Raw genomic sequence first — 23,292 nt, forward strand, 5'->3', positions numbered from 1 at the left:
CACACCATTACCTGCGCGGGGGGGGGGGCGCGCGGTACGTGCCCGGACCACCGCCACGCGGCTTTTCGCGTACCCGAGAGGTGCGCGCGCGAGGTACCCGCGACGCGCCTCCGCCGTGCCGGCGACGAACTTCCGACGTACCTGCGGTGCGCCCCTGCCCGCTCCCGTCCGCCCCTGTGCGCCCCTGTGCGCCCCCCAAGATCACCGGCGTCTCCCGTTCATTTGCCCTCCGTTCGGCCTTCACGCGTCCGTGCACACAAGTCGCACACAAGTCCGCGACTCTCAGTGCGCTTTCGGAGAGAGGAAGGGGGGTGGTTTCCATGGTTCCGGCTCGGTTCCTGTACGTGATGCTCGGGGCGCGCCAGAGACCCGTGGGGGAGGTGCCGCGGTTCGGGTGGCGGCTCGTCGGGGCCAACCACCGCGAGCTGGGCCGCAGCGCCCAGGTGTTCGGGGATCCCGGGGAGTGCCGGGCCGCGGTGGTGCGGCTGCGGGAGCGGGTGGGGGACGCCCGGACGCTGCTGACCGTCGCGGACGCGGCGGGCGGGGGCGGCTGGGCCTGGCGGCTGGAGATCGAGGGGCGGCCGGTCGCGGTCGCCGGGCGGACCTACCAGCGCCAGCGGGACTGTCAGTTCAACCTGGGGCAGTTCCTCCAGGTGGTCCCCGTGGCCGAGCTCGCCGAGCAGGCCCCGGCCCGGCAGCGGGTGCGGCCCGGCGGCGACCCCGGCACCCGGGCGGCGGTGTGATGACCGCCGCCGTCCCCGAGACCGTGCCCGAGGCCGTCCCCGACGGCAAGCGGGTGCCGCGCGGCACGGCCGCGCCGGCCGACCGGGTCTTCCGCGGGGTGGCCCGCGGCAGCGGAGCCCTCGTCCTGGCGGTCATGCTCCTCGTCGGCGTGTTCCTCGCCTACCGCGCCGCCCAGGCGCTGGGCGTCGCCAAGGGCTCCTTCCTCACCACCTCCGTGTGGGAGCCGGACTCCCACCACTTCGGCATCGCCGCCGTGCTCACCGGCACGGTGCTGATCGGCCTGGTCGCCGTCGGCCTCGCCGTACCGCTGGCCCTGGGCACCGCCCTGTACATCTCCGAGTACGCGCCGCGACGGCTGAAGCGGACCCTGGTCAGCCTGGTGGACCTGATGGCCGCCGTGCCGAGCGTGGTGTTCGGGCTCTGGGGCGCCTTCTTCCTCCAGGAGAAGATCGTCGGCCTCTCCCGCTGGCTCGCCACCTACTTCTCCTGGATCCCGCTCTTCCGGGTCGACGGGGCCGATCCGGCGGACCCGCTGCAGACCACCACCGTCTACACCTCCTCCACCTTCGTCGCCGGCATCGTCGTGGCCCTGATGGTCACCCCCATCGCCTGCTCGGTGATGCGGGAGACCTTCTCCCAGGCCCCGGCGGGCGAGCGGGAGGGCGCACTGGCGCTCGGCGGAACCCGGTGGGGCATGATCCGCTCCGTCGTCCTGCCGTACGGCTGGGGCGGCGTGATCGGCGGCACCATGCTGGGTCTCGGCCGGGCCCTCGGCGAGACGATCGCCGTCTACATGATCATCTCGCCGGTCTTCGCCGTGCAGCCGCACCTCCTGCAGAACGGCGCCAACTCCGTCTCCGCGCTCATCGCCCTGCGCTACGGCTCCGCCAGCGCCTTCGGGATGTCGGCCCTGATGGCCGCCGGGCTCGCGCTCTTCCTGATGACCCTCGTCGTGAACTTCCTCGCGTCCTCGATCGCCGCCCGCAGCCGTTCGGGCGCGGGAACGGAGGCCTGAACATGACGTCCGACCTCCTCCACTCCGAGCGCCCCGCCGCCCCGGCGACCGTGCGCCCCGTCCCCGAAGGCCCCGAAGGCCACGTGCCCGAGGTCCGCCGCTCCACCTCCGCCGTCCGCGCCTCGGACCTGCTGGCGGTCGCCGGCGCCGCCGTGGGCGCGCTCGCCCTGACCACGCTGCTGTTCGCCTGGGTCGCCCCGTTCGACACCGCCCTCGGCTTCGTCGTCGTCGCGTACCTGCTCTTCGTCGCCCTGTACGCCGTCCTCGTCTCCCTCGACGAGACCGGTCCGGCCGTCCGCGACAAGGTCGCCGCCGTGCTCTGGCAGAGCCTCGCCGCGCTGCTCCTGAGCGCCCTGCTCCTCGTCGTCGGCTACACCCTGTGGCGCGGCAGGTCCGCCCTCGTCCACCTCAACTTCCTCACCGAGGACATGAGCGGCACCGGCCCGCTCCAGCCGCTCTCCGAGGGCGGCGTGCTGCACGCCGTCGTCGGCACCCTGGAGCAGATCGCCCTCGCGCTCGGCATCACCGTGCCGCTGGGGCTGGCCTGCGCCGTGTTCCTCAACGAGGTCCCCGGCCGCTACGCCCGCTTCGTACGGACCGTGGTCGAGGCGATGACGGCCCTGCCCTCGATCGTCGCCGGACTCTTCGTCTACGCGACCGTGATCCTCATCCTCGGCCTGGAGAAGTCCGGCGCCGCCGCGTCGCTCGCGCTCGGCGTGATGATGCTGCCCATCGTCATCCGCGCCGCGGACGTGGTCATCCGGCTGGTGCCCGGCTCGCTGCGGGAGGCCTCCTACGCCCTGGGCGCGAGCCAGTGGCGCACCGTCTGGACGGTGGTGCTGCCCACCTCGCGCTCCGGCCTCACCACGGCCGTGATCCTGGGCACCGCGCGCGGTATCGGCGAGACCTCGCCCGTGCTGCTCACCTCCGGGGCCACCGCCGAGCTGAACGCGAACGCGCTCAGCGGCCCGCAGGTCTCACTGCCACTGGCCACCTTCCAGCTGGTGAGCTCGCCCCAGCCCAGCCTGATCGCCCGCGGCTTCGGCTCGGCCGCCCTCCTGATGGCCCTGGTGCTGCTGCTGTTCGTGGTGGCCCGGGTGATCGGCGGACGCGCCCCCGGCGAACTCACCCGCGGCCAGCGGCACCGGCGCGTGGTCGCCTCGCGGCGCGACGCCGCCCGCATGGCGGCCCGCGCCCGCCCGCGCCCCCGGCGGGACGGCGACACCGGGACACCACCACCCCCGCACTGACCACGGCTCCGGGCCCCCGCCCCTCGCGCCCCCCTTACCTCCCGGCCGACCCGGCCCCTTCGACCCGGCCCCTCCGACCCGGCCCCTCCGATCCGGCCCCTCTGATCCGGCCCCTTCGCCCCGGCCCCTCCACCCGACGCGCGCACCCCCGCCGCTCCCACACCCGACCAGGAGTCCCCCGTCATGCCCGGATCGCCTCCGGCCGCTCCCGCACGCCTCCGTACGAGAGCGGTGACCGCCCTCGTCCTCCTCACCGCCCTGCTGTTCGGCGCCGCGCTGCCCGGCGCCGGACCCGCCGTCGCCGCCACCTACGTGCCGGTCTCGGGTGCCGGATCCACCTGGAGCCAGAACGCCCTCGACCAGTGGCGGGCCAACGTCAAGCAGTACGGCATGACCGTGAACTACACCGGCAACGGGTCCTCCGACGGCCGCAACCAGTTCCGCAACGGCACCGTGGACTACGCCGTCTCCGAGATCCCGTACGGCATCAAGGACTCGGGCGTCGTCGACTCGCCGCCCTCGCGGAAGTACGCGTACATGCCGATCGTGGCCGGCGGCACCTCGTTCATGTACAACCTCGTCATCGGCGGCAGGCGGGTCACCAACCTGCGCCTGTCGGGCGAGGTCGTCGCCAAGATGTTCACCGGGCAGATCAAGACCTGGAACGACCCCGCCGTCAAGGCCGACAATCCCGCGCTCGCCGCCGCCCTGCCGGCCCGCCCGGTCGTCCCGGTGGTGCGCTCCGACGGCTCCGGCACCACCGCGCAGTTCACCACCTGGATGAGCCGGCAGTACCCCGGCCTGTGGGACGCGTACTGCGGGCGGGCCGGGCGCGGTACGCCCTGTGGCGCGACCTCCAACTACCCGCTGGTGGCGGGCAGCGGCTTCGTCGGACAGTCCGGTTCCAACGGCGTCTCCGGCTACGTCGCCGAGGAGAGCCACATCGGCACCATCACCTACGTCGAGTACTCGTTCGCCGTGTACACGACGGGGTTCCCGGTGGCCAAGGTGCTCAACAAGGCCGGGTACTACACCGAGCCGACCGCGAAGAACGTCGCCGTGGCCCTGACGAAGGCGCGGATCGACAAGAACCCGAACTCGGCCGGCTATCTGACGCAGATCCTCGACGACGTCTACGACGACCGCGATCCGCGCGCCTATCCGCTCTCCAGCTACAGCTACATGATCATCCCGACCCGGCTGGAGTCGAACTTCAACGCCCAGAAGGGCAAGACGCTCGGCGCGTTCGCCTACTACTTCCTCTGCCAGGGACAGCAGAGCGTCGACAACCTCGGCTACTCGCCGCTGCCCGTCAACCTCGTACAGGCGGGCCTCGATCAGGTGCGCCGGATCCCCGGCGTCGACGTCGAGCGGATCAGCCTCAAGGACTGCCACAACCCCACCTTCTCCGCCGACGGCACCAACACCCTGGTGAAGCAGGCCCCGTACCCGCCCGCCTGCGACAAGCGGGGCACCGCCCAGTGCGCGACCGGTACCGGCGGCGCCAAGACCCCGACCCACGTCGGCGGCGGCTCGACCTCCGGCGGAGCCAACGGCTCCGGCTCCGGTTCGGGATCGGGCTCCGGCTCCGGCTCCGGTTCGGGATCGGGGTCCGGCTCGGCCTCCGGCGGGACGGCGGGGGCGGGCGCCGGCTCCTCCGGTACGTCGGGCGGCTCGGCCGCCACGGGCGGCGGGGGCTCGGGAGGTGCCGCCGCGACCGGCGGCGGCGCGGTCGACCCGGACACCGGACAGGCCGTCACGACGGGCGGCCGGGCGGCCGGCGACGGCGGCGCCGACGCCTTCGCGGTCCCCGTCACCAGCGCCCAGAGCATCGGCAGCGGACTGCGCACCGCCCTGATGGGCATGTCCGCGCTGCTCCTCCTCGCGGTCACCGTCGGCCCCCCGCTGCTCAGCCGCCGCCTGAAGCGGGGCCGCTCGTGATCGCCGCCCTGCGCCGCTTCGCGGCCACCTCCGCCGCCACCTTCGCGCTCGTGCTGCTCACGGCGGCCGGCACCGCCGTGCTGTTCTCGGCGCCGCCGCCCGCCGAGGCCGCCGAGACCCGCTCCGCGGTGACCGTCTCCGGCACCGGCCCCTACGCCGCGCTGAAGGTGACGGTCGGCCAGACCCGCAACCTGGTCGACCAGGTCGTCAAGGTCAGCTGGAAGGGCGCCTCGCCCACCGTCTCGGACACCACCTACGCCGCCGACTACCTCCAGCTCATGCAGTGCTGGGGTGACGCCGCACGCGGCCCCGACCCCGACCAGTGCCAGTTCGGCGGCTCCTCCGCGCTCGGCGCGGGCGCCGGCAGCCAGGCCGCCGGGGCGTACACCAACACCCGGCAGCTGACCTACGGCGGCCTCAAGGACCCGGCGCAGACCCTGCCGCCCGCGACCGGCACCGGCATCTCGTACGTCCGCTTCCGCTCGGTGACCGGCGACATCAGCACCAAGGGGAACTGGAACGACTTCTACGACGGGACCACCAGCAACGAGGTCCCCTACGCCCGCAGCGGCCCCGACGGCACCGGCGAGGTCTGGTTCGAGACCCAGACGGGCGTCGAGGCACCCGGCCTCGGCTGCGGCGAGGTCCCCCGCGGGGCCTCCGGAGCCACCGCCGGCCGGTCCTGCTGGCTGGTCGTGGTGCCCCGCGGCCGGACCGAGGTCGACGGCACCGCGTACACCGCGCAGCCCAGCGGCATGCTCCAGTCCTCGCCGCTCAGCGCGAGCAACTGGCGCCACCGGCTCGTCGTCCCGCTGCGCTTCGAACCGACCGACAGTTTCTGCCCGATCGGCGCCGCCGAACGCGGCACCCTCGGCCACGAGCCCGTCGCCGAGGCCGTCTCCCGCTGGCAGCCCGCGATGTGCCGGTCCGGCGGCCGCACCGTCTACGGCTACGCCCAGGTCACCGACGACACCGCCCGCGCCAAACTGGTCTCCGGCAGCCCGGGCCTCCTCTTCCTCGGCCGCCCCGCCACCCCGAGCCAGCTGCGGGCCGGCGCCCAGCCCGTCCACACCCCCGTCTACGCGCCCGTCGCCCTGTCCGGACTCACCATCGGCTTCTTCGTCGAGAGCCAGGCCGGCTTCGGCGCCCCCGACCAGGTCAAGAAGCGCGACGGAACCCGCCTCACCTCGCTGGACCTGACCCCGCGGCTGGTCGCCAAGCTGCTCACCGAGTCCTACCCGGACGGCAACTCCCGCTTCGCCCCCAGCACCGCCGGCAACCCCGTCAACCTCGGCCGCGACCCGGAGTTCCTGCGCCTCAACCCCGCCTACCGGAACCTGGACTTCGGCGGCGCCCTCGGCGACGTCGTCGTACCGGAGGCGCTGTCCGACGCGGCCTGGGAGCTGTGGAACTGGCTCGACAAGGACCCGGCGGCCCGCGAGTTCCTCGACGGCACCCCGGACGACCAGGGGCGGTACGGCGAGCCCGGCAACGCGGGCATGAAGGTCAACCCGCACTACCGGAAGCTGAAGCTGCCGCGGAACGCGTACCCCAAGAGCGACCCGTTCTGCCAGGCGTTCGACGACCACCCCGACCAGCCGCTGTGCATCCAGGACAAGCACCCGTACACCGTCGACATGCGCACGGCGGCCCGTGCCGCCGCCCGCGGCGACACGCTCGCCCGGGCCACCTGGGACGGCACCGCCACCCCGCCCGGCTACAAGCGCAACCCGCCGCAGCCCGCCGGACGTCGGGCCGTCCTCGCCCTCGCCGACACCGCCACCGCGGCCCGCTACGGCCTCGTCACGGCGCGCCTGCGCAACGCCGCCGGCGTCTTCGTCGCCCCGACCGCCAAGGGGCTGCTCGCCGGACAGGCCGCCATGCGCCGCGACCCGGCGAGCGGTCTGCGGCTGCCCGACCCGACCGCCCGCAACCGCGACGCGTACCCGCTCACGCTCCTGACCTACGCCGCGACCGTTCCCGAACGGCTCACCCCGAGGGAGGGCCGGGACTACGCGGCCCTGCTCCGGTACGCGGCGGGCGACGGGCAGCGGCCCGGCGTCTCGGCCGGCACCCTGCCCGAGGGGTACGCCCCGCTGCCCGGCACCCTGCGCGCCGAGACCCGCACGGCGGCCACCGCCGTCGCCGCCCGGTCCGAGGTCCCGGCACCGGGCCGGACCTCGGGCGGCTCCTCGGGCGGCTCCTCGGGTGGTTCCTCGACCGGCGGCGGTACGGGGCCGGGCACGGGTTCCTCCGGTGGCGGCGGCCAGGCGCACGGTGCGGGCCCCGGGGCGCACTCCGCCTCGGCCGCCCCGCCCACCACCCGGCCGGCGTCCGTGGCACCGGCCCCCGCCGCCGCGTCCGGCGGAGCGCTCGCGCTCACCCCGGAGCAGGCGATCGGCGCCGTGCGCTTCGCGCTCCTGATCGCCCTGGTGACCGGGCTCGCCGCGGCCGTCTGCGGGCCGCTCCTGCCGAGGGTCGTCCCCCGCCTCGCCGCCGCCCTGGCGGACCGGCGCGGAGCGGCCGGGTCCCGCGAAGGACAAGGGAGGTGATGCCCGCAGCGCATCCGTGATCCATCGACAGGTCCGCGCCAACGAACTGTCCGAGTCACCGCGCCGGGCACCACCGCCCGGCGGAAGCCTAACCCGAGAGGTACCGCACGTGAACAAGTCCCTGACCGCGCTCGCCGCCGTCGGAATCGCCGGTCTGCTCACCGGCGTCGTCACCGCCCAGCAGGCCGTCGCCGACCCCTCCGGCCCGCCGCCCTTCCGCCAGCTCTCCGGCGTGGGCTCCGACACCACCCAGGACGTGATGAACGGCCTGGCCAACGCCATCACCATCAACGGCACCAAGGTCATCGGCTCCTACGACGCCACCGGCTCGCCCCAGGTCACCACCAAGGACCCGGCCGTCACCCCCGGCTGCACCATGAACCGCCCGAACGGTTCCGGAGCCGGCCGCACCGCCCTGCTCAACTCCCTCCAGGCGAACAACGGCTGCCTCGACTTCGCCCGCTCCTCCAGCCTCAACCTCGGCGCCGCCAGCCCCGGCCTCACCTACGTGCCGTTCGCCGTGGACGCCGTCAGCTACGCGATCACGCCCACCAGCACCGTGCCGCGCAAGCTGACCCTGACCGACCTGAAGGCCATCTACCACTGCGACCCCGCCTACGTGGGCAACGGGCCCAACTTCGGGATCACCGTCTACCTGCCGCAGGCCGGTTCCGGGACCCGCAGCTTCTGGGAGTCCCAGATGGGCATCACCGACGCGGACGTCGTCGCCGGCGTCTACCCCTGCATCAAGGACGCCAAGGGCGGGGCGCCCGTCCAGGAGCACGACGGCCGTGTCCTCGACGACAAGTCGATCGTGCCGTTCTCCATCGCCCAGTACAACGCGCAGAGCTCGCAGACCATCGCCGACCTGCGCGGCCGGGCCATCCTCGGCAGCGTCGACGGCCTCGCCCCGACCGTCCTCAACAGCGGCTTCGGCGTGAAGCGCGACGTCTACAACGTGATCCCCACCAGCAAGCTCACCACCCCGCCCTGGAGCACCGTCTTCGTCGGCTCCGGCTCGCTCGTCTGCCAGCAGCAGGGCGTGATCAACACGTACGGCTTCGCGGCCAACCCGAACTGCGGCGACACCTCCAAGCAGACCCCCTGACCCGTCCGCCCGGCACACCCGGCACACCCGGCACACCCGGCACACCCGGAACTTCCGAGAAGGAGCGCACGACTGTGCGGAACAGAACGTTCTCGCGGACCCTGGCAGGGGGCCTCGCGAGCCTCGTGGCGGTACTCGCGGGCGGCCTCGCCCTCGCCCCCTCGGCGCAGGCCGCCGAGATCGGCACCGCCGCCGTCACCCCGGCCACCGGCGCCGACACCTCCAGCATGACCCTGACCACCTCGGGCGCCTGCCCGCCCGGCGCGACCCACGTCATCGTCGCGGTGACCGGCGCGGGCTTCCCGGCGAGCGGCCAGAACGTCGTCGGCAACTCGCCGATCGCCACCTACGGCACCACCGCCGACGGCGGCCTCGTCATCCCGCTGTCCCAGACCATGCGCGACTACGCCAACACGGCCGGCTTCACCAATCTGACGGGCAAGTACACCTTCCTCGTCACCTGCCGCACGGCGTTCAACGGCACCAGCCTCGGCGACTTCCCCGGCGCCGTCTGGTTCACCTCGAACACGGCCTACCAGAACACCGACCCGGCGGTGCGGACCGACACCACCACCTCCCTCGCGGTCTCCCCGGCCGGCCCCGTCGTCGAGGCCACCCCGGTGACCCTCACCGCGAACGTCGGCCCCGCCGGGGCCACCGGCACCGTCCAGTTCCGCGACAACGGCACCGCGCTCGGCGCGCCCGTGCCGGTGGCGGGCGGCCGTGCCACGCTCACCACGAGCGCCCTGACCCGCGGCGGCCACACCCTGACCGCCGCGTTCACCCCGGCGAGCACCGCCCACAACCCGTCCGCCTCCGCCGGCGTCACCTACACCGTCGACGCCGCCCCGGCGACCGCCACCACCACGGCGCTCGCCGTCTCCCCGTCCGGCACGGCCGACCAGTACAGTCCGGTCGCCCTCACCGCCACGGTGTCGCCCGCCTCGGCGGCCGGCTCCGTGAAGTTCCAGGACACCGCCGGCGGCACCACCACCACGCTCGCCACCGTCCCGGTGACCGGCGGTCAGGCCGCGTTCGGCACCAGCGCCCTGCCCCCCGGCGACCACTCCTTCACGGCCGTGTTCGTCCCGGCCGACAGCGGCGCGTACACCGCCTCCACCTCCGGCGCCGTGCCGTACCTGATCGGCTCCTTCAAGGGCGTCACCGCCTCGCAGAACATCACCACCACCGTCCAGTCGGGCGCGCTGGTCATCAGCGTCGACCACCCGAACGTCACCCTGCCGTCCCCGGCGCTCACCTCCGGCGGCGACCTCCTCGCCACCACCGGCGCCATCAACCCGGTGACGCTCACCGACACCCGGGCCGGCAACCCCGGCTGGTCCGTCAGCGGCCAGGTCACCGACTTCGCCGACGGCGGCACCCACCGCATCAACGGCCAGAACCTCGGCTGGACGCCCAAGGTCGTCGACAAGGGCGCCGCGCAGACCGTGACGCCCGGCACGCCGGTCGCCGCGGCCGGCGGCCTCGCCCCCGCCGACCCGGGCACCGCCGGACTCAAGTCCTCCCGCTCCCTCGCCACCGGCACCGGGCTCGGCACCGCCCACCTCGGCGCCGACCTCGCCCTCAACGCGCCGACCTCGACCGTGGCCGGCACCTACACCGCGACCCTCACCCTGACGGCCATCTGACGCCGCCGGCCGGGACGGGCACGCCGCCCGTCCCGGCCCCCGGCCCCCGCGCACCGGTCCCGCCCGCGCCCGAACGGACGACCCGACATGACCACGATCCCGGCCCGCCGCCCCGCCGCCGCCCTGGCCGCCTGCCTCCTCGCCGCCCTGCCGGCCGCACCCGCCGCGGCCGCACCCGCCATGGCACCGGCACAGGCGCCCGCGTCCCCCGCCCTGCCCGGCGACGGGGGAACGGGACGCACCGGGCGCACGACCTTCGGCGTCCAGCCGTCCTCGGCGAAGAAGCCCGACGCGCGGCCCCACTTCTCGTACGGAGCCACCCCCGGCGCCGTCGTCAAGGACCACCTCGCCGTCTTCAACTACGGCACCGCGCCCCTCACCCTCCGCGTCTACGCCCAGGACGCCTTCACGACCGCCGACGGCGGCTTCGACCTGTACGCGGCGAACCGGCGGCCCACCGGCGTCGGCGCGTGGGTCGGGCTGCGCGCGGGCGAGGTCACCGTGCCCGCCCGCTCCCACACCGTCGTGCCCTTCACCCTGACCGTGCCCCCGGGGGCCACCCCCGGCGACCACACCGGCGGCGTCGTCGCCTCCCTGTCGGGCGTCCGGACCGACCGCAAGGGCAGCAAGGTGACGGTCGACCAGCGCGTCGGCGCCCGGATCTACGTCCGGGTGGCCGGCGAACTCGCGCCCCGGCTCGCCGTCGAGGACCTGCACACCACCTACCAGGGCACCGCGAACCCCTTCGGCCAGGGCGAGGCGACCCTCACGTACACCGTCCGCAACACCGGCAACGTACGGCTCGCGGCCCGTCAGACCGTCGAGGTCCGCGACCCGCTGGGCGGGTCCGCCGAGGTGACACGGGTCCGCGACATCCCCGAACTGCTGCCCGGCGACAGCGTGCGCGTCACCGCCTCGGCCACCGGCGTGCTGCCCGCCTTCTCCGACACGACGACCGTCACGGTCGACCCCGCCCCCGTACGCGGCGACATCAAGCACCGGATCCTGCCCCGGGTCACCCGCACCGCCGGCTTCACCGCTGTGCCCTGGGCGGCGCTGGCCCTGCTGCTCCTGCTCGCCTCCGGCGCCGCCGCGCTCCTCACCGTACGGCGCAGGCGCCGCCGGCTCCGCGCCGCCGGGACCGACCCGGCGCGCACGCCCCCGCGCCCCCGGCGGGCGCTCGCCGCGTCGGCCGGGATCCTGCTGGCCGCCGCGACCGCCGTCGGCGGCACCGCCGCCCCGGCCCGCGCCGCCGACACCGGCGGGCTCGCGGTGCTCCCGCCGCGCGGCGACGACACGCAGCCGCTCACCCTCGTCGCCGACGCGCCGTGTCCCGCCCGGACCTCCCACGTCATCGCCCGCGTCTTCGGAGCGGGCTTCCCGCGCGGCGGGCAGATCGTCGTCGGCAACGCCCCGCTCGGCACCTACGCGCGCGTGCCGGGCGGCGGCCTCTCCGTCCCGCTCTTCGCCACGCTCCGGGACTACGCGGCCACCGCCGGGTTCACCACCTTGCGCGGCGGCTACACCTTCACCCTCAGCTGCCTCGAAGGGGCCTTCCGGCCCACCGCGCTGCGGGAGTTCACCGGCACGCTCCGGTTCACCTCGAAGAGCGCCTACCAGGACGGCAGCGTGATCCGGACGCCCACCGGACCCGCCGTGGCCCCGGTCCCGCCCCCGGCCGCCGCCGTCCCGGCACCCACCGCGGCCCCGGCCGCACCCGTGCCCGCCGCCGCCCACACCTCCGGCGGGGCGCTCACCGCCTGGTCGGCGGGCGGCTTCACCGTCGCCCTGCTCGCCCTCCTGGCGGGCGCGGCCCTGTGGCGCCGGGGCCGCGGCACCCCCGGGCCGGGCGACGGGCCCACCCCGACCTGACCCGACCCGCACCACCGGTCCACCCCCGCTACCCCGACCGCCTTCCGTCCATCCCCCAGGGAGAGAACCGTGTCCATCACCCACCAGACACCGCGTGGGTCCGCCCGCGTCGGCACCCTCGTCGCCGCCTGCGGCGCGGCCGGACTGCTCGTCACCGCCGGGCTGCTCGCCCAGGCGCAGTCCGCCCACGCCGCCGACGCCCCCGGCGTGATGACGGTGGCTCCCGCGACCGGCACGGACGGCAGCGGGATCACCCTCACCACCGCCGCGGCCTGCCCGGCCGACGCCTCCCACCTCATCGTGGCGGTCAAGGGCTCCGGCTTCCCGGCCGACGGCCAGAACGTGGTCGGCAACTCGCCGATCGCGGCGTACGCGACGGCGCCGAACGGCGGGATCGTGGTGCCGCTGACCCAGACCATGCGGGACTACGCGAACACCGCCGGCTTCAGCAAGCTCCAGGGCCGCTACGACTTCACGCTCACCTGCCGCAAGGCGTTCGACGGCACCAGCCTCCACGACTTCGCCGCCCCGATCTGGTTCACCACGAACACGGCCTACCGGAACACCGATCCGGCCCTGCCGACCAGCCCGCCGTCCACCACGGCCACCCCCTCCGGCACCCCCACGCCGACGCCGACGCCCACGGACACCGCCTCGCCCACCGACACCGCCTCACCGACCGACACCGCGACCCCCACGGACGGCCCGACGCCGACCGACACGGCCTCCCCGACCGACACCGCCTCCCCGACGGCAACCTCCTCGACCGCCGGCGGCACGACGACCGGCGGCTCCCAGGACGTGTCCACCCAGGTCAACGGCGGCTCGACCGGCGGCAGTTCCGGCGGCCGCGGCACCCTCGCGCACACCGGCGCGCAGGCCGGAGCCCTCGGCACCCTGTCCGCCGCGCTCGTCCTCGCCGGAGTCCTCCTGGTACGGCGGGCCCGCCACCGCGAGGACTTCCCCACCACCGACCTGCCCCAGGCCTGAGCCGCGCACCGCGGAAGTAAGGACGACACCATGCGCATCCCCCAGGCGGTACGCCGCCCCCTGACGGCCGCCCTCGTCTCCGTCCTCGCGGCCGGCGCCCTCACCCTCGGCATCGGCGGCGCCCGGGCCGACGCCCCCGGCGCGATGGAGGTGAACCCCGCCACCGGCACGGACACCACCGGGATCACCCTCACCACCGGCACCCCCTGCCCCGAACCCGCCTCCCACCTCATCGTGGCGGTCAAGGGCTCCGGCTTCCCGGCCGACGGCCAGATCGTCGTCGGCAACTCGCCGATCGCGGCGTACGCGACGGCGCCGAACGGCGGGATCGTGGTGCCGCTGACCCAGACCATGCGGGACTACGCGAACACCGCAGGCTTCAGCACCCTCCAGGGCCGCTACGACTTCACCCTCACCTGCCGGGCCGCCTTCGGCTCCGCGACCTACGGCGACTTCGCCGCCCCGGTCTGGTTCACCACGAACACGGCCTACCGGAACACCGCGCCCGTCACCGCGACCACCACCACGCTCGCGGCGAGCCCCGCCGGAGCGGTCGTCCAGGGCACGCCCGTCCGGCTGACCGCGACCGTCGCCCCCGCCACCGCGACCGGCACCGTCCGCTTCCTCGACGGCGCCACCCCGCTCGGCGTCCCGGTGCCCGTCGCCGCCGGCACGGCCACGCTCACCACCGGCGCCCTCACCGTCGGGACCCACGCCCTGAAGGCCGAGTTCACACCGGCCGACCCGGCGCTCCACGCGCCCTCGCTCACCGGACCGCTGGCGCTCACCGTCAGGATCAAGCCCCCGGCGCTGCTCACCCCCGCCAAGGTCACCGGCACCGTACGGGTCGGCTCCACCGTCACCTGCGCCGTGACCTTCGGCGGCGCCGCCTCCGTCGGCTACGCCTGGCTCCGCGACGGCACGCCCCTCGCGGGCGCCACCGGACGCACCCGCACCCTCGTCGCCGCCGACCACCCGCACCGGATCGCCTGCCGGGCCAAGGCCACCAACACCACCGGCAGCACCCTCGCCACCAGCGCCGCCCCGGTCGTCGCCCTCGGCCCCGCCCTGCGCAACGGCACGAAGCCCGGCGTCGCCGGCACCCACCGCGCCGGCTACCGGCAGACCGCCAGGACCGGGAGCTGGACCCCCGCCGCCACCACGTACACCTACGTCTGGAAGCGCGACGGCCGCGTCATCGGGGGCGCCACCCGCGCCACGTACACCGCGACCCGCGCCGACCGAGGCCACCGGCTCACCGTGACCGTCACCGCGCAGCGCCCCGGATACGCCAAGGGCTCCGCCACCTCCGCCGCGGTGAGGATCGGATGACCGCAGCCACAGAACCCCTCGCCACCCCGTCCCCGGCGGCCGACCCCTGGGCGGCCCCCGGCGGCGGGGCGGCCCGCCCGGCACCCCCGCAGGCCGGCCCCCGGCTGCGCGTCGCCGGGGCCGCGCTGAGCATCCTCGCCGCCCTGCTGCTCGGGGTGGTCGTCGACGCGGGCCCGGTCAGCGACCTGCGGCACGCCCGCGACCGGCAGGTCGACTACGCCGCCTTCCGCTCCGCCCTCGCCAACGGCGTCGCCCCGGTGGGGAAGTCGGCGGTCGGCGGCCGGGCGCCCGACACCGGCGAGCCCGTGGCCCTCCTGGAGATCCCCGCGCTGCGGCTGCGCGAGGTGGTCCGCGAGGGCACCACCGCCGAGGGCCTGACCCGGGGCCCCGGCCACCGCCGGGACACCCCGCTGCCCGGGCAGTCGGGAACCAGCGTCGTCATGGGCCGGCAGGCCGCGTACGGCGGCCCCTTCCGGCGCCTGGGCGAACTGAGCACGGGCGACACGTTCACCGTCACCACCGGCCAGGGCAGCCACCGGTACCGGGTGATCGGTCCGCGCCGGGCCGGCGACCCCCAGCCGCCCGCCCCGGCGGCCGGCCGGGGCCGGCTCACCCTCATCACGGCCGACGGCACGCCGTTCATGCCCGGCGGCGTGCTGCGGGTGGACGCGGAGCTGGTCTCGGACGCCCAGCCCACCCCACCGACCGCCGTCCCGCCGGGCGCACTGCCCGACGACGAGAAGCCGATGGCCACCCAGCAGTCGGCCTGGCTGCCGCTGGTCCTGTGGGGGCAGGCCCTGCTCCTCGCGGCGGCGGCCCTCGCCTGGACCCACGCCCGCTGGGGCCGCCCGCAGACCTGGGTGGTCGGCGTCCCCCTGCTCGGCGCCCTGGGCCTGGCCACCGCCGACCAACTCCTGCTCCTCCTGCCCGACCTGCTGTGACCCGAGCGATCCGAGCGATCCGAGCGACCCGAGTGACCCGAGTGACCCGAGTGAAGGACGTGCCGTGACCGAACAGACCCTCCCGACCGAGATCACGCTCCCGCTCCCGCCGGTGCCGGGGGCCGGGGCCGCCGTGACCGGGGCGACGCTCGAAGCCCGCCGGATCTCGGCGTGGTTCGGCGAGCGGAAGGTCCTCGACCGCGTGTCGCTGACCATGCCGGCGGGCCTGGTCACCGCCCTCATCGGCCCCTCCGGCTGCGGCAAGTCGACCTTCCTGCGGATCCTCAACCGCATGCACGAACTCGTCCCCTCCGCCACGCTGGCCGGCGAGGTCCTGGTCGACGGCGACGACATCTACGCCGCGGGGCAGCGGCTGACGGCGGCGCGGCGGACGGTCGGCATGGTCTTCCAGAAGCCCAATCCGTTCCCCGCCATGTCGATCTACGACAACGTCACCGCCGGTCTGAAGCTCACCGGCACCCGGCTGGGCGGCGCCGCCAAGGACGAGCTCGTCGAGGAGTGCCTGGCCAAGGCGGGCCTGTGGAAGGAGGTCAGGGACCGGCTCCGGCAGCCCGGCGGCGCGCTCTCCGGCGGTCAGCAGCAGCGCCTGTGCATCGCCCGCTCGCTCGCCGTACGCCCGAAGGTCCTCCTGATGGACGAGCCGTGCTCGGCCCTGGACCCGACCTCGACCCGCCGCATCGAGGAGACCATCCGGGAGCTCGCCCACGAGGTGACCATCGTGATCGTCACCCACAACATGCAGCAGGCGGCCCGGGTCTCCGACCAGTGCGCGTTCTTCCTCGCCGAACAGGGCACCCCGGGCGCGATCGTCGAGCACGGCCCGACGCCCGCCATGTTCGGCGCCCCCTCGGATCCGCGCACCGCGGACTACGTGGAGGGCCGCTTCGGCTGACCGTCATCCGGCCGAGGCCGACCGCTCCCAGGCCGTCATCAGCCCGTCCAGCCACGCGGGCGGCAGTTCGGCGGCGTCCCACTCGGCCCGCAGCGGCGCCGGTTCCCCGAGCAGGCGCTCCAGGACGGCGAGGCAGGTGGGGGAGTGGACCAGGGAGTAACGGCCGTGGATCGCGATGGCGCTGCCGGGGCCGTACTCCTCGAACAGGCGCTCAAGGCGTGCGCGGTGGAGCGTGGTGAACTCCGTGAGCCGCCCGGGGTAGCCGGCCCGCTGCCGGGAGGTGAGGGTGGCGAGGACGGCCTTGAGGACCTGGTCGGTGGCCTCGGGGTCGAGGTCGGACACGTCGGTGAACGACAGGTACAGCGGCAGCACCGCGACCTTGACCCGCTCCAGTTCCATCCGGCCGACCCGTGGCCGGTCGTCGGCGGTGCGGTCCGGCACCCCGGCGGCGACGGCCTGCCGCAGGGCCTGTTCGGCGATCCCGCCGAGACCGTCGGCGGCGGCCCGGGCGCCGTCGAGCCAGCCGGAGCCGTAGCGCTCGTCCGCTCCGCGCGGGGCCGCGTGCGCGAGACCGTCGACCTCCTGGTGGGCGAGGGCGAGCGCGCCGGCCTCCACCAGACCGATCAGTTCCTCCGCGTCGCCGGAGTAGACCCCGGCCCGGGCCAGCAGCTGGACGAGGGTGGTGCGGGCGTTGAGGACGCTGGCCGCGTCCAACTGCTGCCGTCCTCCGGGGTCGGCGTTCATGGGTCCTCCTCGTCGCATGGGGCAGCGTCGTGAGCGTACGCGGAACGATCAGACTTCCGGTGTACGCCCCCGGTCACGGGTCCGACCGTGGGTTGACGTCCGCGCCCGGCCGCCGCCGTAGCGTCGTCCCCATGCTCACACCCACCCGGGCGGCCGCGACCGCCCTCCTCGCCTGCGCCCTCGCCTTACCCGCGACGGTGCTGCCCGCCCACGCCACGACGCCCGGCACCACGGGCGCGTCCTCCGTCGGCACGCCGCGGCCGGTCCCCGGGCCCGCCGCCGTCCCGGCGCCCGCCCCGCTCGAACTGCCCGCGCCCACCGGCGCGGAGCGGGTCGGCAGCACCGTCCTGCACCTCGTCGACCGCTCCCGCACGGACCCGTGGGTGCCCACGGCCGACGGCCGGGAGCTCATGGTGACCCTGCACTACCCGGCGGCCCGCCGCTCGCACGGCGCCCCCGCCCCGTACGCGACCGAGGCGGAGGCCCGGCTGCTCCTGGCCGGGTTCGAGGTCGGGGACCCGGCGGCGGCGCGGGCGCTGGCCGGCATGGACACGCACAGCGAGACCGGGGTACGGCCCGCGCCGGGCCGACATCCGCTGGTGCTGCTCTCGCCCGGCTTCGGCGTGCCGCGCTTCACCCTCACCAGCCTCGCCGTCGACCTCGCCTCGCGCGGCTACGTCGTGGCCTCCGTCGACCACGCCTACGAGACCTCCGGCACCGAGGTGCCCGACGGACGCGTCCTCACCTGCGTGGCCTGCAAGGCCCTCGACGAGGACGGGGTGCACGGCAGCGTCGTCACCGCCGCGCGCGCGGCGGACATGCGCTTCCTCCTCGACCGGCTGACCGGCCCGCGCCCCGTGTGGAAGCACGCGGCGGCGATCGACCGGAGCAGGATCGGCATGGCCGGCCACTCCATCGGCGGGGCCGGTGCCGCCACGGCGATGCTCCTGGACCGGCGGATCGACGCGGGCGTCAACATGGACGGCTCGTTCTGGGACACCCTGCCCGCGAAGGGGCTCGGCGGGCGCCCGTTCCTGATGCTCGGCACCGACGACGACATGCACCGGCCGGGCGGCCGCGACGCCACCTGGGACGCCACCTGGCCGATGCTCGGCGGCTGGAAGCGCTGGCTGACGGTGGCCGGCACCGACCACTTCAGCTTCTCCGACGGCCCGGTGCTCCAGAGCCACTTCGGGCTGCCCGCGGGAGACATCCCGGCCGACCGGGCGCTCGCCGTCACCCGCGCGTACGTCGGGGCCTTCTTCGACCGGAACCTGCGGGGGGTGCCGCAGCCGCTCCTGGCGGGACCGAGCCCGCTGCACCCCGAGGTGAGGTTCCAGCGGCCGTGACCGCGTGAGCGCGCGGACCGGTGATCCCGTGCGCCGCCGGGCGCGCGGGCGGGCCCGGTGGCGGACCCCCGTGCCGCCCCCGGACCCTCGCGCCCGCCCGCTTCAGCCGGCGAGCGCGGCACCGTCCGGGACGACGACCCCGTAGAGGTCCCCGATGGTCGCGAGCGCGCCGCGGTGGAGCTGCTCGGCCGTCACCTCGCCGCCGACGGTGTCCAGCGGGCGGGTGGCGCAGGCGTCGGCCACCACGGTGGGGCGGTCGCCGCGCAGGAAGGCGGCGGCGGTCGTGAAGGCGACGCACATGTGGGTCATGAACCCGGCGACGACGAGGTCCTTGGTGCCGGCGGCGTCGAGGTGCTCGGCCAGGTCGGTGCCGACGAAGGCGTCCGGCACGGTCTTCACGACGACGGCCTCGCCCTCGACGGGGGCCACCCGGGGGTGGATCTGCCCGATCTCGGCGCGGATGTCGTACGGGGTGCCCTCGCCGCCGTCGTTGACGACGTGGACGACCGTCGCGCCGGCCGCCCGGGCCCGGGCCAGCAGTCCGGCGGCGGAGTCGAGGGCGGCCTCCCAGCCGTCCAGCTCCATCACGCCGTGCGTGTAGGTGTTCTGGTAGTCGATCAGGAGCAGCGTGGCGCCGGCGAGCGAGGCGGGGGCCGGGTCGAAGCCGTTGAGGTCACGCAGGGTGGTGGCAGACATGGGTGTGCTCTTTCGGGAGGACGTGCGGGTGGGAACGGCGTCCGGGCGAAGGCCCGGCGCCGTGTCTCCCACGCTACGAACCCGCTCCGATGGCGGCAATGTCATGCGACACGCAGATCCGGACATCGGCTTGAGCGTGCATTGTTAGCTACTTAGCCAAGATGCTAAAAAGATCGTCGTGACCGAACCACCGAGCGCGTCCCCGCGCGGCCCGGACGAGGACGCGGGCGTGTTCCGCGCCCTCGCCGACCCGACCCGGCGTCAGATCCTCGAAGACCTCCGCGCCGGCGGCGAGCTCGCCGCCGGCGAGATCGCGAGCCGCTTCGCCATCAGCGCCCCCTCCATCTCCCGTCACCTCGGCGTCCTCAAGGGCGCCGGGCTCGTCGCCGAGCGGCGGGACGGCAACCGGATCCTCTACTCCCTGGTGGAGGACCGGCTGGCCGCGAGCGTGGGGCGCTTCCTCAGCGCCGTGTGCCCGGAACAGATCGTGCTGCGCCACACCAAGTGGCGGGCCGGCACGGGCGGCGACGCCCGCGAACAGGAGAACAACGCATGAGACCCCCGCGCCTCGCCTCCGTCATCGAACGGCGCCTCCTCGTCAACTACCGCGTCGACCCGGAAGCCGTCGTCCCGCTGCTCCCGGCCCCGTTGCGCCCGCAGCTCGTGCGCGGCCACGCCGTCGCGGGGATCTGCCTGCTGCGGCTCGGCTCGGTGCGGCCCGCCTGGGCGCCCGCCGTCCTCGGGCTGCGCAGCGAGAACGCGGCCCACCGGGTCGCCGTGGAGTGGGACGGCCCGGACGGCGTCGAGACCGGCGTCTACATCCCGCGCCGTGACACCGGCTCGCTGGTCAACCGCTGGGCCGGCGGCCGGGTGTTCCCGGGCGAGCACGGGCACGCCGACTTCGAGGTGCGGGAGACCGCCGACACCCTGCGCGTGGCCTACGCGACGCGCGACGGGTCGACCGGCGTCGACGTCACCGTCGAGGTCACCGAACGGCTGGAGGGCAGCGAGCTGTTCGCCGGTCTCGACGAGGCGTCCGCCTTCTTCCGTACCGGCAGCAAGGGCTGGTCGGCGACCCGCTCCGGCTGCTCGCTGGACGGCATGGAGCTCCACACGGACGCCTGGCGCGTCGAACCGGGCCGCGTCACCGCGGCCCGGTCCAGCTACTTCGACGACCCCGCCCGGTTCCCGGCGGGCAGCGCGACCCTGGACTCCGTCCTGGTCATGCGCGACGTCCCGGTGCGCTGGCGGGCGCTCCCCGACCTGCCGGTGGGGCCGCCCGCCGCCCGGACTCTAGGACGCGCGGCCTGACGGCCCGTCGCCGACCGGGTCGAGCAGTTCCTCCCGCGGGGGCGTCCCGGGGGAGGGCGCGGCGACGGCCGCGGCGTCCGGCCCGCGGCGGGAGAGCCGGCCCAGGCGGGTGGCCAGGGGCTCGGTGTAGCGGGCGGTGAGCGGGCCCAGGACGACGAGGATGAGGACGTACGCGGTGGCGAGCGGACCGAGGTCGGGCTCGATGCCCGCCGAGACGGCCAGCCCCGCGATGACGATGGAGAACTCCCCGCGCGCCACCAGCGTGCCGCCGGCCCGCCACCGCCCCTTGGTGGATATCCCGGCCCGGCGGGCCGCCCAGTAGCCCGTCGCGATCTTCGTCGCGGCGGTGACCAGCGCCAGCGCCAGCGCCGGGAGCAGGACCGGCGGGATGCTCGCCGGGTCGGTGTGCAGCCCGAAGAAGACGAAGAACACCGCGGCGAACAGGTCCCGCAGCGGGCTCAGCAGGTGGTGGGCGCCCTCGGCGACCTCGCCCGACAGCGCGATGCCGACCAGGAACGCGCCGACGGCGGCGGACACCTGGAGCTGCTGGGCCACCCCCGCGACCAGCAGGGTGAGGCCGAGCACCACGAGGAGCAGCTTCTCCGGGTCGTCGCTGGAGACGAAGCGGGAGATCAGGCGCCCGTAGCGGAGCGCGAGGAAGAGCACGAGCCCGGCGACGCCCAGCGCCACGGCCAGGGTGACGCTGCCGGCGGCCAGCCCGACCCCGGCGAGGAGCGCCGTGACGATCGGCAGGTAGACGGCCATCGCCAGGTCCTCCAGGACCAGGATGCTCAGGACCACCGGGGTCTCCCGGTTGCCGAGCCGGCCGAGGTCGCCGAGGACCTTGGCGATGACGCCGGAGGACGAGATCCAAGTGACGCCGGCCAGCACGACGGCGGCCACCGGGCCCCAGCCGAGCAGCAGGGCCGCCACCGCGCCGGGCAGGGCGTTGAAGGCGGCGTCCACGAGACCGGCCGGGTACTGCGTCTTGAGGTTGGTGACCAGATCGGTCGCCGTGTACTCCAGGCCCAGCATCAACAGCAGCAGGATGACGCCGATCTCGGCGCCGATGGCCACGAACTCCTCGCTCGCGCCGAGCGGCAGCAGCCCGCCCTCACCGAAGGCGAGACCGGCCAGGAGATAGAGCGGGATGGGGGAGAACTTCAGGCGTCCGGCCAGTCGGCCCAGCAGGCCGAGACCGAGGATGATCGCACCGAACTCGATGAGGAAGACGGCGGACGAGTGCATGGATCACTCCCTTCCGAGTATCAGGGCGGCGGCGTCGACGCCTTCGCGGGTGCCGATGACGATGAGGGTGTCGCCCCCGGCGAGCCGGAAGTCGGGGCCGGGGGAGGGCACGGCGTCCGCCCGGCGCAGCACCGCGACGATCGAGACGCCGGTCTCGGTGCGCGTGCGGGTCTCGCCGAGGTGGCGGCCGCTCCAATGGGAGGCGGCGGACAGTTCGATCCGCTCGGCCACCAGGCCCAGGTCCGTGGTGGAGAGCAGGCTGGGGCTGTGGTGGGACGGCATCAGCGCGTCGATCAGCGCCTCCGACTCTCCGGCGGTCAGCCGTACCGACAAGGAGCATTCGTCGGGGTCGTCGCTCCGGTACGCGTTGAGCACCCGGCTCCCGTCCCGGCCCGCGACCACCGAAAGGCGCCGGTCCTCGCGCGTCGTGAGGTCGTAGCGGACCCCGATTCCGGGCAGGGGCGTACGACTCATGCGTGCAGCGGGCACGACAGCTCTCCTCGGCGGATGGGCAGGGCGAAGGGAGACACCCCGCGTCGGCGGGCGTCTTGATAATTACTTTACCCAGGCAACAAAAGGGGGGATTCGCCGGGATAGCGGGAGATCACGCCGGGAACAGGACGAACCGGCGGGCCGCGCCGCGCTAGCGCGGATCCGTGAGCAGTTCCGCGAACCGGTCCGCGAGCGCCGTCAGACGGTCGAGCTCCGGCCCGCCGCGCGCCCTCCGCAGGCCGTGCCGGCGCGCCCAGAACGCCGTCTGCACCACCTGCAACTGCGCCCAGCGCCGCACCCGTTCACGGTCGAGCCCGGCGGCCTCCGCGTACCCGGCCAGCACCCGGAAGGCGGCGGCGCGCGGGTCGTCCGCGCCCGCGAGGCGCGGGGCGTACGTCTTCAGGAAGGTGCCCCCGTCGTAGGCGGGATCCCCCGCGTACCCCTTGGGGTCGACCGCGAGCCACGGTTCGCGCTCCGCCCTCAGGACGTTCCCCGCGTGCAGGTCGCCGTGGACGAGGGTGTCCGGCTGGACCCGGGCCAGCTCCCGTACGGTGGCCAGCGCGGCGTCCACGGCCCGGCGCGGCATCGTGTGCGCCAGCTCGCCGGCGTCCCGCCGCAGCTCCTCCTCCCAGGCGTCGGCCCGCGCGCTCAGCCGGGGCAGGTCCGGCGGCGCGGGCACGGCGAGCCGGCGCCCGAGCCCGCCCGCGACCCGGGCCGGCTCGTCGCCGTCCGCGAGCCCGGCCAGGGTCGAGGTCCCGGCCCGCTCCAGGAGCAGGGCGAACCGCTCGTCGTCCCGCGCGTACAGCCGGACCGCGCCCCGGCCGGCCCACACGGCGAAGGCGTCCGGCTCGTGCACGTTGCCCGGGTGCGGGAAGGACACCTTGAGCACGGCCGGCTCCCCGGAGGGGCGCCGTACCGGCACGATCACGCCGACGCCCCCGTGCAGCACCGCGCCGTCCGGGACGCAGTCCCAGCGCGCGAGCAACTCGGCGACCAGCAGCGGCAGTCGGTCCGTCCACGCCGCGCCCGGCCCGCCCTCGCGGGCGACGGTGCCGCGGACGAACTCCTCGGGAACCACGATCATTCCGGCACCCTACGCGCGAGAACGCCGGGACGGCCCTTGCACCCCTACCGGCACCATGATC

At 75.1% G+C, this 23,292-nt stretch carries 20 protein-coding genes; 15 read left to right on the top strand and 5 right to left on the bottom strand.

Annotation, left to right across the window (positions count from 1 at the left end; genetic code table 11):
- The first annotated feature begins 320 nt into the window (after positions 1-320).
- The 12 genes from AB0Q96_RS31535 to AB0Q96_RS31590 all read left to right on the top strand — a co-directional run bounded on the left by AB0Q96_RS31535 (position 321) and on the right by AB0Q96_RS31590 (position 16,307).
- Complete coding sequence (locus AB0Q96_RS31535) at positions 321-743, top strand: hypothetical protein (RefSeq protein ID WP_365331444.1); 423 nt, start codon at positions 321-323, stop codon at positions 741-743.
- On the top strand, positions 743-1,759 hold the full coding sequence (gene pstC / locus AB0Q96_RS31540; protein ID WP_365331446.1) for a phosphate ABC transporter permease subunit PstC: 1,017 nt from the start codon (positions 743-745) through the stop codon (positions 1,757-1,759). Before AB0Q96_RS31535 ends, pstC begins: the two co-directional genes overlap by 1 nt.
- A 2-nt stretch (positions 1,760-1,761) precedes the next feature.
- The gene (gene pstA / locus AB0Q96_RS31545) at positions 1,762-3,009 is read left to right on the top strand and encodes a phosphate ABC transporter permease PstA (RefSeq protein WP_365331448.1); all 1,248 of its coding nucleotides are present in this window, start codon (positions 1,762-1,764) and stop codon (positions 3,007-3,009) included.
- 183 nt (positions 3,010-3,192) lie between these two features.
- Positions 3,193-4,950: a phosphate ABC transporter substrate-binding protein PstS gene (gene pstS / locus AB0Q96_RS31550; RefSeq protein ID WP_365331450.1), complete on the top strand. Its 1,758-nt coding sequence runs from the start codon at positions 3,193-3,195 to the stop codon at positions 4,948-4,950.
- Positions 4,947-7,502, top strand: coding sequence for a hypothetical protein (locus AB0Q96_RS31555; RefSeq protein ID WP_365331452.1), 2,556 nt, complete (start codon positions 4,947-4,949; stop codon positions 7,500-7,502). Before pstS ends, AB0Q96_RS31555 begins: the two co-directional genes overlap by 4 nt.
- Positions 7,503-7,611: 109 nt before the next feature.
- Complete coding sequence (locus AB0Q96_RS31560; RefSeq protein ID WP_365331454.1) at positions 7,612-8,610, top strand: substrate-binding domain-containing protein; 999 nt, start codon at positions 7,612-7,614, stop codon at positions 8,608-8,610.
- 74 nt (positions 8,611-8,684) lie between these two features.
- Positions 8,685-10,259 carry an Ig-like domain-containing protein gene (locus AB0Q96_RS31565; RefSeq protein WP_365331456.1) on the top strand — a complete coding sequence of 525 codons (1,575 nt, stop codon included), beginning with the start codon at positions 8,685-8,687 and terminating at the stop codon, positions 10,257-10,259.
- 87 nt (positions 10,260-10,346) lie between these two features.
- The gene (locus AB0Q96_RS31570; protein ID WP_365331458.1) at positions 10,347-12,131 is read left to right on the top strand and encodes a DUF916 domain-containing protein; all 1,785 of its coding nucleotides are present in this window, start codon (positions 10,347-10,349) and stop codon (positions 12,129-12,131) included.
- Positions 12,132-12,200: 69 nt separating this feature from the next.
- Complete coding sequence (locus AB0Q96_RS31575; RefSeq protein WP_365331460.1) at positions 12,201-13,121, top strand: hypothetical protein; 921 nt, start codon at positions 12,201-12,203, stop codon at positions 13,119-13,121.
- A 30-nt stretch (positions 13,122-13,151) separates the two neighbouring features.
- Positions 13,152-14,453 (top strand): Ig-like domain repeat protein, encoded by a 1,302-nt coding sequence (locus tag AB0Q96_RS31580; RefSeq protein ID WP_365331461.1) that lies wholly within the window; start codon positions 13,152-13,154, stop codon positions 14,451-14,453.
- Entirely contained in the window at positions 14,450-15,394 is a 945-nt protein-coding gene (locus AB0Q96_RS31585; RefSeq protein WP_365331464.1) for a sortase, read from the top strand. The genes AB0Q96_RS31580 and AB0Q96_RS31585 overlap by 4 nt, the downstream gene beginning before the upstream one ends.
- A 133-nt stretch (positions 15,395-15,527) precedes the next feature.
- The gene (locus AB0Q96_RS31590; RefSeq protein ID WP_365331674.1) at positions 15,528-16,307 is read left to right on the top strand and encodes a phosphate ABC transporter ATP-binding protein; all 780 of its coding nucleotides are present in this window, start codon (positions 15,528-15,530) and stop codon (positions 16,305-16,307) included.
- Positions 16,308-16,310: 3 nt separating this feature from the next.
- Here the strand turns inward: AB0Q96_RS31590 and AB0Q96_RS31595 are convergent, their stop codons facing one another.
- Positions 16,311-17,051, bottom strand: a complete 741-nt coding sequence (locus AB0Q96_RS31595) for a hypothetical protein (RefSeq protein WP_365331466.1) — start codon at positions 17,049-17,051, stop codon at positions 16,311-16,313.
- 131 nt (positions 17,052-17,182) lie between these two features.
- On the opposite strand from AB0Q96_RS31595, the gene AB0Q96_RS31600 reads away from it, so the two are divergent.
- Positions 17,183-18,400, top strand: coding sequence for an alpha/beta hydrolase (locus AB0Q96_RS31600; RefSeq protein ID WP_365331468.1), 1,218 nt, complete (start codon positions 17,183-17,185; stop codon positions 18,398-18,400).
- Between the two features lie 102 nt (positions 18,401-18,502).
- Here AB0Q96_RS31600 and AB0Q96_RS31605 read toward each other — a convergent pair whose 3' ends face one another.
- A complete protein-coding gene (locus AB0Q96_RS31605) occupies positions 18,503-19,096 on the bottom strand; it encodes a cysteine hydrolase family protein (RefSeq protein ID WP_365331470.1) in 594 nt (197 codons plus the stop codon).
- A gap of 178 nt (positions 19,097-19,274) precedes the next feature.
- Here AB0Q96_RS31605 and AB0Q96_RS31610 point away from each other — a divergent pair, with 178 nt between their 5' ends.
- The gene (locus AB0Q96_RS31610) at positions 19,275-19,652 is read left to right on the top strand and encodes a metalloregulator ArsR/SmtB family transcription factor (RefSeq protein WP_365331472.1); all 378 of its coding nucleotides are present in this window, start codon (positions 19,275-19,277) and stop codon (positions 19,650-19,652) included.
- Positions 19,649-20,407 (top strand): DUF2071 domain-containing protein, encoded by a 759-nt coding sequence (locus AB0Q96_RS31615; RefSeq protein WP_365331474.1) that lies wholly within the window; start codon positions 19,649-19,651, stop codon positions 20,405-20,407. Before AB0Q96_RS31610 ends, AB0Q96_RS31615 begins: the two co-directional genes overlap by 4 nt.
- Here the strand turns inward: AB0Q96_RS31615 and AB0Q96_RS31620 are convergent.
- From AB0Q96_RS31620 to AB0Q96_RS31630, 3 genes are all read right to left on the bottom strand, one after another.
- Positions 20,390-21,655: a cation:proton antiporter gene (locus tag AB0Q96_RS31620; RefSeq protein WP_365331476.1), complete on the bottom strand. Its 1,266-nt coding sequence runs from the start codon at positions 21,653-21,655 to the stop codon at positions 20,390-20,392. The two genes, AB0Q96_RS31615 and AB0Q96_RS31620, sit on opposite strands and share 18 nt — an antisense overlap.
- Before the next feature lie 3 nt (positions 21,656-21,658).
- Entirely contained in the window at positions 21,659-22,129 is a 471-nt protein-coding gene (locus AB0Q96_RS31625) for a TrkA C-terminal domain-containing protein (protein ID WP_329426492.1), read from the bottom strand.
- Between the two features lie 169 nt (positions 22,130-22,298).
- Positions 22,299-23,231 carry an aminoglycoside phosphotransferase family protein gene (locus AB0Q96_RS31630; RefSeq protein ID WP_365331478.1) on the bottom strand — a complete coding sequence of 311 codons (933 nt, stop codon included), beginning with the start codon at positions 23,229-23,231 and terminating at the stop codon, positions 22,299-22,301.
- Positions 23,232-23,292: the final 61 nt, after the last annotated feature.

The sequence above is a fragment of the Streptomyces sp. NPDC093111 genome (assembly GCF_040683955.1).
Classification (GTDB): Bacteria; Actinomycetota; Actinomycetes; order Streptomycetales; family Streptomycetaceae; genus Streptomyces.

Excerpts from the sequence above, each read along its gene's own strand:
- AB0Q96_RS31630 (WP_365331478.1), bottom strand. The coding sequence starts at position 23,231 with ATGATCGTGGTTCCCGAGGAGTTCGTCCGCGGCACCGTCGCCCGCGAG.
- AB0Q96_RS31620 (WP_365331476.1), bottom strand. The coding sequence starts at position 21,655 with ATGCACTCGTCCGCCGTCTTCCTCATCGAGTTCGGTGCGATCATCCTC.
- pstC (WP_365331446.1), top strand. The coding sequence starts at position 743 with ATGACCGCCGCCGTCCCCGAGACCGTGCCCGAGGCCGTCCCCGACGGC.
- AB0Q96_RS31600 (WP_365331468.1), top strand. The coding sequence starts at position 17,183 with ATGCTCACACCCACCCGGGCGGCCGCGACCGCCCTCCTCGCCTGCGCC.
- AB0Q96_RS31625 (WP_329426492.1), bottom strand. The coding sequence starts at position 22,129 with ATGAGTCGTACGCCCCTGCCCGGAATCGGGGTCCGCTACGACCTCACG.
- AB0Q96_RS31615 (WP_365331474.1), top strand. The coding sequence starts at position 19,649 with ATGAGACCCCCGCGCCTCGCCTCCGTCATCGAACGGCGCCTCCTCGTC.
- AB0Q96_RS31585 (WP_365331464.1), top strand. The coding sequence starts at position 14,450 with ATGACCGCAGCCACAGAACCCCTCGCCACCCCGTCCCCGGCGGCCGAC.
- AB0Q96_RS31580 (WP_365331461.1), top strand. The coding sequence starts at position 13,152 with ATGCGCATCCCCCAGGCGGTACGCCGCCCCCTGACGGCCGCCCTCGTC.
- pstS (WP_365331450.1), top strand. The coding sequence starts at position 3,193 with ATGCCCGGATCGCCTCCGGCCGCTCCCGCACGCCTCCGTACGAGAGCG.
- pstA (WP_365331448.1), top strand. The coding sequence starts at position 1,762 with ATGACGTCCGACCTCCTCCACTCCGAGCGCCCCGCCGCCCCGGCGACC.
- AB0Q96_RS31605 (WP_365331470.1), bottom strand. The coding sequence starts at position 19,096 with ATGTCTGCCACCACCCTGCGTGACCTCAACGGCTTCGACCCGGCCCCC.
- AB0Q96_RS31570 (WP_365331458.1), top strand. The coding sequence starts at position 10,347 with ATGACCACGATCCCGGCCCGCCGCCCCGCCGCCGCCCTGGCCGCCTGC.
- AB0Q96_RS31595 (WP_365331466.1), bottom strand. The coding sequence starts at position 17,051 with ATGAACGCCGACCCCGGAGGACGGCAGCAGTTGGACGCGGCCAGCGTC.
- AB0Q96_RS31535 (WP_365331444.1), top strand. The coding sequence starts at position 321 with ATGGTTCCGGCTCGGTTCCTGTACGTGATGCTCGGGGCGCGCCAGAGA.